The 13,876-nt window shown below is 42.3% G+C and carries 9 protein-coding genes; 4 read left to right on the top strand and 5 right to left on the bottom strand.

The window, feature by feature from the left end:
* The first annotated feature begins 302 nt into the window (after nt 1–302).
* Complete coding sequence (locus FRX45_RS16750; RefSeq protein ID WP_152269604.1) at nt 303–3,782, top strand: histidine kinase; 3,480 nt, start codon at nt 303–305, stop codon at nt 3,780–3,782.
* 12 nt (nt 3,783–3,794) lie between these two features.
* Nucleotides 3,795–4,544: a LytR/AlgR family response regulator transcription factor gene (locus tag FRX45_RS16745; RefSeq protein WP_152269603.1), complete on the top strand. Its 750-nt coding sequence runs from the start codon at nt 3,795–3,797 to the stop codon at nt 4,542–4,544.
* A gap of 401 nt (nt 4,545–4,945) precedes the next feature.
* On the opposite strand, the gene FRX45_RS16740 is transcribed toward FRX45_RS16745, so the two are convergent.
* Nucleotides 4,946–6,667 (bottom strand): glycoside hydrolase family protein, encoded by a 1,722-nt coding sequence (locus FRX45_RS16740; protein WP_152269602.1) that lies wholly within the window; start codon nt 6,665–6,667, stop codon nt 4,946–4,948.
* Nucleotides 6,668–6,745: 78 nt separating this feature from the next.
* Between FRX45_RS16740 and FRX45_RS16735 the strand changes: the two genes are divergently transcribed.
* Entirely contained in the window at nt 6,746–6,973 is a 228-nt protein-coding gene (locus FRX45_RS16735; RefSeq protein WP_152269601.1) for a hypothetical protein, read from the top strand.
* Between the two features lie 397 nt (nt 6,974–7,370).
* Here FRX45_RS16735 and FRX45_RS16730 read toward each other — a convergent pair whose 3' ends face one another.
* Both FRX45_RS16730 and FRX45_RS16725 read right to left on the bottom strand, forming a co-directional pair.
* On the bottom strand, nt 7,371–7,838 hold the full coding sequence (locus FRX45_RS16730) for an NUDIX domain-containing protein (protein WP_152269600.1): 468 nt from the start codon (nt 7,836–7,838) through the stop codon (nt 7,371–7,373).
* Nucleotides 7,839–7,915: 77 nt separating this feature from the next.
* A complete protein-coding gene (locus tag FRX45_RS16725) occupies nt 7,916–9,598 on the bottom strand; it encodes a serine hydrolase domain-containing protein (protein WP_152269599.1) in 1,683 nt (560 codons plus the stop codon).
* A gap of 386 nt (nt 9,599–9,984) precedes the next feature.
* Here FRX45_RS16725 and FRX45_RS16720 point away from each other — a divergent pair, with 386 nt between their 5' ends.
* Nucleotides 9,985–12,063: a S41 family peptidase gene (locus FRX45_RS16720; protein WP_193311744.1), complete on the top strand. Its 2,079-nt coding sequence runs from the start codon at nt 9,985–9,987 to the stop codon at nt 12,061–12,063.
* 101 nt (nt 12,064–12,164) lie between these two features.
* On the opposite strand, the gene FRX45_RS16715 is transcribed toward FRX45_RS16720, so the two are convergent.
* On the bottom strand, nt 12,165–13,283 hold the full coding sequence (locus FRX45_RS16715; RefSeq protein WP_152269597.1) for a hypothetical protein: 1,119 nt from the start codon (nt 13,281–13,283) through the stop codon (nt 12,165–12,167).
* 339 nt (nt 13,284–13,622) lie between these two features.
* Complete coding sequence (locus tag FRX45_RS16710; RefSeq protein WP_152269596.1) at nt 13,623–13,871, bottom strand: hypothetical protein; 249 nt, start codon at nt 13,869–13,871, stop codon at nt 13,623–13,625.
* Nucleotides 13,872–13,876 lie beyond the last annotated feature (5 nt).

Below are 13,876 nucleotides of genomic sequence, written 5' to 3'. Positions count from 1 at the left end.
ATATGCATGCTGCAGGGAATTGGGTAGATGAAGGAGGAATTTGTGGCGACAAAATGAAGCTGGACCCCGTAGTGCAGGAAAAACCATTACAATTAATGGTACTGCGAATTTATAAACTGCCGGATTACTCAATAAACAGGTTAAATACTAAAAAATATTGCAGGTTACATAACAAACATTTACTTTTCGGAGTTGGAAAACCTGCGATTTGTTTCTTTAAAGACTAATACAGCAATAATTTGATAACGAGCACTAATACCCGAAGCGTGTGTGTTGCGATAGTCCTTTTGCTTTTTTTTGTTGTGGCAAAAGCACAATTGCCAGAGTATCATCTCCAGATTTTTGATTACCCGAGTGGCATCCGCCCCGATGCCATAACATCTATGGACAAGGATCAAAAAGGGATGCTTTGGATCTTATACCGGTCGCAGGTTCAGAGCTTTGACGGGAAAGAAGTGCAAAACTTCCGGCCTTCTCCCAGGGTGAACAGTATGCTCTGCGATAAGAAAGGTCATATTTGGGTTTGCTCAGATAAAGAGGTATTTCTTTTTTCAGAAAAAACAGGAACCTTTAACCCGGTGGCCATTGAAGGCGGAAAAAAAGGACTTAAAATGGGGCCTGTTACTGAATTGCCGGATGGGAGTACCTGGTTGCTTACCAATAAGGGCTTTTTTCAATTCAACCATTCCACGCAGCAGTTTACCATAATTGAAAATTTGCCGCAGCCGGTCACTGATCTGGAGACTGATGTTTGTGTGCTGTACAAAAATGTATTGTTCGTACACAATAATGAGTTTATTTATCGCTATCATTTTAAAACGGGTAAAACAGACAGTCTGGCCGGGGGGCGGATTTACGGTATTTATCCCGTGAGTGAAGACAGTGCGCTTGTGAGCACAAGGTATGCTATGGCGCAATGGTACCAGTTTTCAACAAAAAAAATTACCACTGCCACACTCGGTAATGGTATGCGGGGTTCCTTTAGCTTAAGAAGCATGGCAGCCATTTCTCCTTCCCGTTTTCTGGTGGCTTCATCCGATGGTATATTTGAATACAATGCGGCAAAAAAACAATTTTTAAAGCAGAATTTTTTTCTGAATGGCAGAAAAGTGGCTACCAATGAATATGCCAGTTTTATTTTTTACGATGAAACGGAAGGTTATGCATGGATAGCCACAACAGATGGAATTGCGCGTTTTGCTTTCAGGAACCAGCCAATGGGGCTGATTAAGATAAGGCAGATGAATGATGAAATATCTGCCAACATTAATGATGTCCGGAAGATCGTACAGGATGAGAGAGGCGATCTGTGGATAGCCACCGGCTATGGTTTTGCATGCTGGCAAAAAACCGAAAGCAAGTGGATTCTTTTTCCACCCGCAAAGGATGATAACAGCAGGTTAAGCCATGAGTCTATAAGAGGAATGGTGTATGACGGAAGATACCTGATACTTGGTCCTACTAATAAGGGGTTGTGGCTGTTTGATATCAAAACACAAAAATACAGGCGGCCGGAGTACGACACGTATGAAACCCGGCGGATAAGCGAGAGAGATTTTGTAAATGATATTATAACACTTCTCAATGGCGATCATGTTATTGTTGCACGGGATGCTGTATATGTACTGGATGGAAAAACATACCGGTTACGCCGGCTTAATCATCCGGCAATCCGCAATGCATCTGCGAGCTTTTGCGCCCAGGGAACGGATGGAACAGTATGGATTGCAACCACAACGGGTGTATACTGTTTTGATGCATCACTGAATTACCTGCTGGAAGTACCCGAGGATTTTACAAGCAACGTAATAACCCATGGCTTCAGTGGTTTTATAATGCAGGATAACGGACTATTGTTTTCAAGTACCAAAGGTTTGTACACCCTCCATTATAATAACGGAAAAGTAACCACTAAAAAATTTACCACTGTTTTCGACAATATAGGTTTATATACAGTTTACCAGGACAGGAACGGAATCATTTGGGCCAGCTCCGAAAATGGCATTTACCGCTTTGATCCCAATACTTCAAAATTGAATCTTTTTGACCGCTCGGATAATATCCAGGGCTATGGCTTTAACAGCAATAGCTGGTTCAGGGACCGGGAAGGCATCCTGTATTTTGGGGGATTGAACGGCATTAATTACTGGCAGCCCGAAACATTCTCTGCTCCTTACCAGTCATTTGAAGCGTATATCAGCAAAGCGAGGATCGGCAACATGGACTATTCCATGTATGCGTTTGATACTTTGGGGCCCATCAATTATTCAGACAGGTCAATGGGGGTAGTATTTGCAGCCGTATATTTCAATAATCCCGAAAAAGTGAGATACCGGTATAAATTAGATGGGCTGGATACAGAATGGAAAGAAATTGGCAATGGTAATATTGTTCGTTTTTCATCGCTGGCGCCGGGAAAGTATCTACTTGAAATGGAAGCGAGCCTGAACCAGGTTGACTGGAAAAAAGCAAACAACACACTGGCTTTCCAGATACTGAACCCCTTCTGGATGACCTGGTGGTTTATTGCATTGTGTGTGCTGCTGGCGGCGGCAATAGCAGCAAGGGTGATTTTAAATCACAGGCGCAAAATAAACAGCCATAAAGATGAGCTTGAAGCAGCGCAGGCAATCAATTATTTTTCATCCAGTATTTATGAAACAAACGATATAGGCGCTATTCTCCGTGACATCGTTAAAAATGCCATAAGCAGGCTTCACTTTGAAGAATGTATTATTTACACTACAGACAGGATGCAGAATGTATTAAGGCAAAAAGCGGCACACAAGACAGACGCTGCAACAAGCCAACCCGTTGAGATAACAACAGGAAAAGGAATTGCCGCTGCTGTGGCTGCAGGAGGCCGGGCTGAAATTGTTTATGATACAACCAAGGATCCCCGTTATAAGGATAATGTCGGCACTTATTTTTCAGAAATTGCCGTTCCCATTATTACCGATGAAAAAGTATGGGGGGTTATATATTGCGGGCATTCTAAAAAAGGGTTTTTTACGCAAAAACATTTGTCTATACTTACCACCATTGCTTCACTATGCGCCAATAAAATTATAAAAACAAAAGCCGATAGCGAAAAGGCCAGAGCCGAATCCATTCTTATGGATACAAGGCAAAAAATGGCAGATGCTGAAATGCAGGCTTTACGGGCCCAAATGAATCCTCATTTTATTTTTAACTGTCTTAACTCCATTAACCGCTACATTGTAAAAAGCGACCAGGCAACAGCATCATTGTACCTCACCAGGTTTGCCCGCCTTATACGATTGATATTAGATAATTCCAATAACAAGTCTATTACCTTGGCCAGTGAACTGGAAGCATTAAGGCTATATATTGAAATGGAAAGCATCCGGTTTGAAAAAAAGTTCACCTGTGATATTAGTTTTACGGAAGAAGTGTATCCCGAAAGCATATATGTACCACCGCTGATTATACAGCCCTATGTTGAAAATGCCATCTGGCACGGGCTCTTGCATAAAACAACAGAAGGCTGTTTATCTGTTCATATCAGCCGTAAAGGAAATGATATACTGCAATGTATCATTGAGGATAATGGAGTAGGGAGGGAGAAAGCAAAGGAATTGAAAAGTAAAACGGCGTCTTCAAGAAAATCACTGGGTATGCAGCTCACGGAAAGCAGGCTGGTGTTGCTGAGCCGGCAGGCAGGGTTTGATGCTTCGGTTGGAATTGAAGACATGAAAAACGAGCATGGTGAAGCAATGGGAACAAAAGTGATCCTGAATATTCCTGTAGATGAAACTTAAAAAATATATGATATGATAAAATGTGTGCTGGTAGATGATGAAACAAATGCGCTTGAAATGATGGAGTGGCTGCTCAAAACCTATTGCCCGCAGGCGGAGACCGTGGCCCTGTGCAATACAGCCGAAAAGGGTATTGAAGCCATTTACAAACATAAGCCCGATGTAGTATTCCTTGATATTGAAATGCCCCGGATGAATGGCTTTGACATGTTGGAGCAGGTTAAAAATTTATCTTTTGATGTAGTGTTCTGTACCGCCTATGACCAGTTTGCAATAAAAGCCTTCAAGTACGCTGCGCTGAATTATTTATTAAAGCCGGTTGACCCGGATGATCTTAAGGCCACTATACACAGGGTAGAAGAAAAAAAGGCTATTCCAAGCAGGGAGCAGTTTGCCCTCTTGCTACAGCATATTAACCAGTCTCCAAAATTAACACCATCCCGCATTGCACTTACGGCTGGCGATGGATTAATATTTGTAGCTACGGGGGAGATCATTTATTGCAAAGCCGAAAGCAATTATACCAATGTAATCCTTACCGGCGGCCGAAAGATCATGGTATCAAGAGTGCTCAAAGAATTGGACGAAACGCTGGGAGGTGCTGATTTTTACCGCGTACACAGTTCTTTTCTCATCAATATCAATCATGTAAAAAAGTTTATCCGGGGAGAGGGAGGGTATATTGTTATGGATAATGACGATAACATTACGCTTTCCCGCAGCCGCCGGCAGGAATTCATGGAGCTTTTCTCCAAATTCTGACCAGGGCAAAGAAAATGATACCCGTTTTTCTGCTAATTACACGGAGAATAATACCGATTACTAAAAAGAACGACAAACCCTCTTTGCTTTCAAAATAGCAGGATACATTTGTTCAGGTTTTTCATAGGATATTGGATTTTAAAAACGGGGTGCATTTTTATGCTGCCCCTTTTTTATGCCTTTTTTAGCCTCGGTTCCGGGTAAAGAGCGGGCGGAACATGGCAATATTCACGCAGTGTTAAGCATGGGTATAAAAAATAATATGATGGATGTTCTATAACCCCAAATTCAATGTACAGTTGCTATGCCAAAACGTGAAACACTTCTTTGACCCTGCGTCCGAACGGTGTTCAGCCGCCCGCCCGGATGACACCAGTCGGACGGGGGCGGGCTTTATCTTCTCACTTTTGACGATATCTATAGTCCACAACAACACCATTTACACTCATTTTCTGTTCTTCATAACTGATTTTACCGCCCGTGGGTACACTAACGATGAGGGCTGCCTGCTGCGCAGGAAGTTTTATTTGTACGGAAGATGAAACATTTCGGGCAATAAACTGTGCCGACACGGTATTGTACAGATCAACACTTTTACCCTCTATGTTTATTAAAACCAGTTTATCTTCAGCATAGGGATTATAGTATAAATAAGAGGGATAAGCCTTATCGTGATAAAAATCTGTGGACAGCACATTTAATTGTAAAATGCCGGGAACATTGGTAGCACGGATAATACTGCCGAATATGCCCGCATGGGCGCTTCCATAAACACTGAACTGCGATTCCGGTGGATTTTTGCCGGGTACCCATAGTGGTCCGTCGCCCTGCGCAACAGGCGCAGGTATATTTTCATATTGCGGGTAAGATGATTTGCGGATCATACCTTCATACCCGATCACACCTTTGGTAACATCGTCCAGTTGCGGAATGGTTTCATGCTCATCGGGCATATACTGCGGATAAAAAAATCTTGCCGCATTGGCGGCATTCAGCATCCACTTACCAATAGCATTTGCATACGACTGATCATAGCGTACTAAAGGTACCAGGGGCCATGCAGCATCATAGGTGTTCATTAAAAAGCCATAGCCTCCATGGTCAACAGTACTGCCCACAATGCCGGATATATCCATGCCATTCCAGTTGCCTGTTAAAACGCCCCAGCCTTCCCTGCAAAGGGGGGTGCCGTCGAAGGTCCAGCCCAGCATTTTATTTACATCATATTGCTTTCCCTGCTCCGCATTTATTCTTGCAGATAAATAGGCGCCAAAAGGCATCAGCAGTTCATAGGTAGGGTTTAACGATTGGGATTGCAATGCTTTCAATGCGCTCATTGCCCCTTTTAAATAGCGCTCATCACCAAATTTTTTATATGCTGCGTACAATACCCATGCATGACCTGCTGCTGCATCCGGTTGTGCACAGATATTGTTTTTCATGGGCATCATTTTACCATAATCGAAATAAGACCAGTTATAATTTCCGTCCAGAATGGAATCGGCTGCGTAAAATTTTTCTGCAATACGCTTTGCTATTGCTGTAAACCCCGGTTCATTGGGATACTGGTCATAAATAGCGTAGAACAGCACATTGGGATATACATCGTACCACCAGTCACGGCCGTATCCTCCGCCCAGGAGCGCCACTTCGGGGCAGGTGTTGTTCATCATAATATCCCAACCGGTTTCCTGGTTAAAATAATTTTTCAGCATGCCCGCATAATTGAGGCCCTGCTGATCGCTCTTGTCAATACCCACCAATGTGGCGCTCATAACAGCCCCCATTGTTGCCAGCGCTTCATGAAACATGCCTTTGTTGTTGGCCGGCCCCTGCCGCACATCACCTATGGCCGTATACAGGCCAACCACCGTTTGGGGGAAATTCTTTTCACTGCTGTCTTTCCACACCAGGGGCCAAAATTTTCCATTGGCATTAAAATCATATACTGTGCTATCAAATTTCAGGGCCAGTTTTTGATAATCTATGATTTCAAGGGGTTGGGGCAGATCAGCCATCTGTTTAACACGCTGAAGATCCTGTTGCTTAACGGGTAAGCCGCCGGGTTGTTTGCAGGAGATAAACAAAAAGCAGGTGAAAATAATTTTTAAAAGGCTATGCATAATAATTTCAACTTTTCTGTATGTAATCTACCGCTTTCTTTTCTTTGCTAATGCTGTAATTGGGTGCATTTGCCTTCGGTGAGAAAAGTTCGGATTGCCGCACTGCTTTGCTTCGTGTGGGCGGTTACGACTAAAGAGCAGGCAGAGAAGGATGTGATCCATAGTGAACAGAACGGAATATGGTGCACAGATGCTTATCCCTTTAGATGCATGACAAACAAGGGAATATGGTTCAGCTTTGGTACTACAGCTCAACCATCCACTATTGCTTGTCACCCTGACCGCGGCCTGCCTGCCGGCAGGTAGGGAAGGGTCTATCTCCGCACCAATCAATTCATTGCGTTGGAAATCATAACTCTTTCGGTGAAACAAAACCGGCGGAGGCCATTTGTCATACAATTCATTAATCAGGAATTTCATCTCCGGATTAAATGTTTTGATTAGATCTATTTTCTTCTGCCGGAGCCATGCTTTTATTTGACAAATTGAAATACACCCGCGCAATTTGTCATACCCTCCTTTTCATTGTTTTTTGCGATGATAGCGGTCCCTTATATTTAACCAGATGCTCAATGCAAAGCTCAGCAGGAAGATAATCAATGTGCCGTTCTCTGCAAGCTTTGGGTTTAGATAGGCCCCTGTTAATTTGAGAATGAGAATGAATCAAAGGAGAGTCAACCCGGAAGAAAAAAGACAAATTACTTTATCCCATAGCATCAAGTTTAGCTTTCAGTTCATCAATTAAGGGAGCCTGTTCATTGATCATTTTCTTTTTGGCTTCATCCATGTTAAACCATGCTGCTGCATCTATCTCAGGGAATGCTTTTTTATTACCCGACTTTGGAGGCCACTCCATTTCAAAATTGTTGCTCCTTATGATAGCCGGATCTATATCCTTATGCAATGCCCATGCATAAACCAGCTTTCCGCTTTTTTGTTTAACCGGCGTTAATTCAATAAAATCTCCTGCTGCTTCTATTCCTGTTTCTTCTTCCAGTTCCCTTTTTGCTGCATCCAATGGAATTTCATCCGGGCCAAGCTCTCCTTTGGGGATTGACCATGAACCCAAATCTTTCTTTGCCCAGAAAGGCCCCCCGGGATGTACGATCAATACTTCCGGCACCTTATTATGGAAGCGATACAAAAGAATACCCGCACTTTTTTTAGTCATGTGAAGCAAGATTTCAATGTGCCGTTCAAAATATAAATCTTTACCCTGGGTCAAAAGCAGGGATCGGTGATTGTTCCTTACTGTATTTTATTGAACCGCAGGTGCATGATCCTGCCATCGTTTACCTCGAAACCAATTATTTTCTTATTGTTACCTGAGATCGTTTTTAAATGCCTCATCCACCAGTAATCGGTAAAAAGATGGTCTTTTCCCACCAGCTTCAGCTTGCTGTCGTTATACTTATTGCTGGTTAATATTAGTTCATGATCTTTTGCAACGATGGTATACTTACAATCCAGTTCCGGACAGTAATACAGGCCTGCGTACATCTGCAGTTGATTATCCGTTTGAATACTGTCTGTAGCATATTTTACCAGCAATCGTTTATTGTCGGGCCAATATTGATTTACCAGCACGCTTTTACCAGGTGTTGTACTGAATACGAATTTTATCTCCGGTGATCTGGCTACAGTAAAGCTGTCTTTCAACCCGGGGTACAGCAGATCCGAGTTCCCATAACGCTCCCAGTACAATTTGCGGTTGCGCAGCACAAAGCTGAACTGCGCGCCATCTTCGGAAATAAAATCACCGGTGAAATTTTTTGCACGCCCTTCATCTTTTATAATAGCGCGGCTGCTGTCCATCCTTATGTCTGCATTTACTTTAGCTGATGTGTCTTTGATAAACAGATCAACCAACTGGTAAGTCTTTTCATATGTGTTTACTTCTGCCAGGTTGCTGAACACCATAAAACCCATTTTCAGTTCCGGCAATACGGTAAGATATGTTCTGAACCCTGCATCCCCGCCGGAGTGTGAATATTGTTTATAGCCCTTGTATGTATCGGAACTAATGCCCAGCGCATAGTTTAGTTCCACACCATTGTTCAGCTTTCCTTTCTGCACCAGTTGATCAATATCCGCGGCTGTGCCCGCAACAGGCGTATAAAAGTTCATCACCCATTTTGAAAGGTCGTTGATATTGGTAAACAAACTGGTGGCGCCTGCATTGGAATAGGAGAGCACACTGTTGGAGAATGTAAAGAGATTTTTCCGCTGGTAAGAGTAAGCACGGTTCTTCTCGATCTCGGTATAGTCATCGTGAAAATGCGTTTGCTTCATGCCCAGTGGTTTAAAGATAGCGGAGTCTGTAAACCTGCGTAGAGATTGACCTGTAACTGCTTTCACAATTTCCGCCAGCATGGTAAACCCGCTGTTGGAATAACTGTATTTTTCTCCCGGCTTAAAATTCAATGCCTGCTGTTTGCTTAATATTTTTACAATATGATCCTGGGTAATCACATCGTCTAAACGGGTACCTGCAATGGCGAGCAACTGCCATTGATCGCGGATGCCGCTGGTATGATTGAGCAGGTGACGAATCGTGATCTTTTCTTTGAGGTCAGGAAACCAGGGCAGGTATTGATGAATGTCATCATCTAACCGCAGCTTTCCCTGCCTGGCGAGCAGCACGATGCTGTAGGCCGTAAACTGTTTGGATACCGAAGCCATATGAAAAATAGTTTCGGGCGTTATGGGGATACCATACTCAAGATTGGCCATACCATACCCTTTGGCGTAGATCAGCGAATCGTTCCGTACCACGCCAATTGCACAGCCGGGTGTGTTGGGATTGTTCCACTGGCTGAAAAGCTTGTCTATTTTTTGAGCAAGAGAGTCAGGAATGCTTTGCGCGGTTGTATTATTTAGTGCCAGAAATAAAAAGACAAAAGCAACAAGGCGTTTGATGGATCGTTTCATACAGCAGCATTGTGGAACAAATATAGTGGATTGGGGTGGGAGGGAGGAAAGCTGGCCGGTGTTTATTATATGTTTTATGAGTGGTAGCTACGAATCAATAGGCCCGATGTATTTTTATTGCATACTCATTATGGACATACTTTCATCAATCAAAACCAAAGCTTATGTCTGGTCGAAATCTTCTGATAGCCATAATGTACAGTTTATTTATTGCTCACACACCTGCCTGTATTAGCAAAAAGGCACAAAAGACTAATCTGGGATTTGAGAAGCAAAAACGAAATGACCCATTTCCAAATTATTGGTTTGAAACCGGTAATCTAAATCATGGACAGTTTATCCTAAAGAGAGACTCCCTGGTGTCTTACAAAGGCAAATATTCATTTTTGATAGATGGAAGTAATAATAGTGCCGACTCGTTGAGTGTATTTGGTTGCGTAGGCACAGAAATTCCGGTTACTGGTTTTTCAGGCAAAGCATTGGAGCTAAGAGCAAAAATGAAAATGCAGGAAGTTAAAGGAGGGGCTGCCGGCTTATTATTGAGAATTGATGGACGGAATTCTTTTTCCAATATTCCCGGTCAGGAACATCTTTACAGACAACATAAAGTCCTGGCTTTTGATAATATGCTACAGAAAAATATCCAGGGAACGCGGGATTGGTCTACCTATTCTATAAAATTGCCCTTCCCGAAAAATGCCCGTGAAATATATATTGGAGCAATACTGACCGGCAAGGGAAAGTTATGGGTAGACGAATTTGAATTATTCCTGGACGGCAAACCCATTCCGGGACTACGACAGGCGAGAATACAAAATAGCGATGGGAAAAAGACTGGCGCAACCTCCGGTATAAGCAAAATTGAAGACCTGTCACCAGAGAAAATTCAAAATCTTGCAATGGTTGCCAAAGTATGGGGCTTTCTGAAATACTATCATCCTGCTGTTGCAGAGGGACATTACAATTGGGATTACGAATTATTCCCAATACTGACAGTAGCCTGTAAAAGTGAAAGTATATCTGCATGTCAGGATTCACTGGCAGCATGGGTTAAGAAATTTGAATACGAAGCGATAAAGGAAAGACCATACTTAAATCCTGGCAGGAAAGTAAAGCTTGAGCCGGATTTTGGCTGGTTTCAAAGTGATATTGACAAAAAATTATCTGCGGAGCTTGAGGCAATACGAAGCAGCAGAAGAACGGGCAGGAACTATTATGTAAGACTGGATTCTATTTCCGGTGCACCTATCTTTCAAAACGAGGACACATACTCAACTGTGAGTTATCCGGACGTGGGGCTTAGATTATTGTCTTTGTTCAGGTACTGGAATATTGTTGAGTATTTTTATCCGTATAAATATTTATTAGACCAAAATTGGGATACCGTATTGGCTGATTTTATTCCTGAAATAATAGATGCCAGAGATGAGATCGAATATAAACTTGTGTTGATGTCCCTTTTTGATCAGGTCAGAGATGGTCATGCGAGAATATGGGGATCCTATCCGGTTTTGGAGGCGTACTTTGGCCGCAATACGGCTCCCCTGAATTTCTCTTTTGTGGAAAACGAAATCATTTTGACAGGTTATTTTGATAAACAAATCTTTGAACAATCCGGATTACAAACAGGAGATATCATTAAACGGATAAATGGAGAAGACATTTCGAAAATCATAGAAACAAAATCCCGGTTTGTTTCAGGCTCAAACCGGCAGTTCAAATTATATGCACTGACATACCAAATTTTCAAATCTAACGATACTGTACTGACGGTCGAATACCAACGCAATGGCCACAGTAATACTGCTACCATCAGATGCGTAGACCAGCCAACCCTGTTCAGGATGATGGAGTCGGCCGAGAAGGACACCTCATTTAAAATGTTATCTCCCGATATTGCATACATGGATATGGGCAGTTTTCAAAGCGTGAACCTGGTTAAGATCAAAGAGAAGATACTGTCTTCAAAAAAATTAATCCTTGATTACCGGGCTTATCCCAACGATATGTTTTTATACTATAATCTGGCAAACCTGCTGTTTTGGAAGCCAATGCCTTTTGCCAGGTTCACTGGTGTGGATATTAAGTATCCAGGGAGATTTGAATTTCGTGACAGCAGCATGTTAATCGGCAGGGACAATATGAATGGCTACCAGGGCAAGCTGATCATTTTGGTGAACGAAAAAACGCAAAGTGCGGGGGAGTATAATGTTATGGCGTTCCGGGCATTCCCCGGGGCAATTGTAATAGGTGGTACCACGGGTGGTTGTGACGGGAACATAGCTGAAATATATTTACCGGGAGTAGTGAGGACAAGAATAAGCAGCATTGGAGTTTACTATCCCGGCGGGAGGGAAACACAACGTGTGGGGATAGTGCCGGATATAAAAATCAATCCTACTATAAAAGGTATAAGGGAAGGACGGGATGAACTTCTTGAAAAAGCCATGGAGATTGAAGAATGACTACACGATTAAATGAGCAAGGGTAAATTGCAATTAAGCACAGGACTGGCAAAACGGCGGAGCCGGGGTTGCAAGACCTGTGCCGAATGTGAGGAACGACACTAATTCTTTAGTGCGAATGATTCCATAAATATTTTTGCAGACTCGTTATTATCCTGGCTTTTTTCACAGATCGCCTGCAGGAAATATATTGAATTTTTCACAAGGTAAATACGCGCATTGATTATTGCGGCATCATTGTGAAACGCTATCTTAATTTCCCTTCCAGGGTAGGAATTATAGCTGATAGAGGACTCAGATGATAATTTTCCCTGCACATTTTTCCCTGCGCCATCCACCGAATTTCGAAAAAAATCTTCCAGAAAAGCCGTCTTAACGGGATTTACAAGACTGTCAGGAAGCATCGTTTGTATAACGGAATACACCATGTTATCCTTTATTGCGTTCTGAGGTACCTGGTACATATATATGTGCATAGTTTGATCTCCGATAGCAGTCGGAATTGTTTTTGTGGATTGAACGGGAGCGTCCGGAAAATTGACCTTCCAGTCTTTTGCGCTGTATACCAACCAATCAGCCTGCGGGATATTGTCCTGCTGTGCCGCGCTTTCGCGGTCAATATCAAAATCGCTTTGCGTAAATAGCTGTCCTTTTATTTCACGAGCAGTACAGGTCCATATATAGCCATTTTTTTTATCGGTATATATGTATTTTAATGGTAGTGCACCGTTAGTGGCTGCCAGATAAGCATTCCAGTTCCCAAAATTATGTTTGGCATAACTGGTTTTATCTACGCGGACAAGTGGACTGAAAAAATAAACCGTTGTCGAGGATTCTGTGTTTTCTTCCATGGAAATACATTCATAACCACATATAGTTATCTTTTCCGGAAGCATTTTGGTGCTGTATTGTTTAGTTGTTTTGATTGAAGCATCTGTTTTATTCATTTTACTATTACCGGCGCCGGATGAATAGTATGTGTTGGTGGAACTATTATAAAGATACGCAAGCCTGCTATTTTGATTGTACGCCTTATAATTGCTATCGTTAATAAAGTAGTGTGTTTCCTTTCCAAAAAAAGAAGACATACGGTCTGTGATGTCGTTATTCTTCAGGTCTGTGAACGTGTTTGTATACTGTATCTTCCCGGAAAAATTTTGCCCATATGCGTTAACGTAAAAAAGGCTTAAAGTTGAAATAAGGATTATATACCGGTTCATATTGTTTTTTTAGCAATCGCAAAATAATAAAAAGTATCATGTTGATATCATCAATTAATTACGGAGGCCCTAATAAAGATAGGTCTGGCTAAGCGACGGAGCCCGGAGCGACGAGACCTGCGATAGAATGTTGGCGTTGGTTTTACGGCAGCAACAGGTAGTTGAGGCCAGCGCCTGCTATTTGCTAATCTTGAAAAGACAAATCGTCAACAACGCAATGGTTACTGACGATATATGAACAAAAGCAAATTGTATTAAGCACAGGTCTGGCAAAGCGGGGGAGCCGGGGCTGTGAGACCTGCGCCTGAATGAAACATTGATTTTACAGTAGGTAAAAGATTATTCAAAAACCACCTGTATTTCTTCTGTGTATGGGAGCACGAGGTCCATGTTGTCAATGGCAGTATATTGATACCAGTCGGAATAATGAATTCCACGTATTTCTTCTACATACAAACCATCAATATCATAGAGAATATATTCAAAAATATTATCTCTTCTCTCGCCGAGTATTACGGCGCATTTAACAATGAGTTCGAGTTGTTGAACTTCAGACAGTGCGGAAAATTGAGCTACGGTTAAGGACATAAGAA

It is taken from the genome of Agriterribacter humi, from assembly GCF_009192765.1.
Taxonomy (GTDB): domain Bacteria; phylum Bacteroidota; class Bacteroidia; order Chitinophagales; family Chitinophagaceae; genus Agriterribacter; species Agriterribacter humi.
This window is presented reverse-complemented; position numbering and strand designations above follow the sequence as displayed.

Bases quoted from the DNA above. Each gene is read 5' to 3' on its own strand.
- FRX45_RS16745 (WP_152269603.1), top strand. From the start codon at position 3,795: ATGATAAAATGTGTGCTGGTAGATGATGAAACAAATGCGCTTGAAATG.
- FRX45_RS16740 (WP_152269602.1), bottom strand. From the start codon at position 6,667: ATGCATAGCCTTTTAAAAATTATTTTCACCTGCTTTTTGTTTATCTCC.
- FRX45_RS16730 (WP_152269600.1), bottom strand. From the start codon at position 7,838: ATGACTAAAAAAAGTGCGGGTATTCTTTTGTATCGCTTCCATAATAAG.
- FRX45_RS16725 (WP_152269599.1), bottom strand. From the start codon at position 9,598: ATGAAACGATCCATCAAACGCCTTGTTGCTTTTGTCTTTTTATTTCTG.
- FRX45_RS16710 (WP_152269596.1), bottom strand. From the start codon at position 13,871: ATGTCCTTAACCGTAGCTCAATTTTCCGCACTGTCTGAAGTTCAACAA.
- FRX45_RS16715 (WP_152269597.1), bottom strand. From the start codon at position 13,283: ATGAACCGGTATATAATCCTTATTTCAACTTTAAGCCTTTTTTACGTT.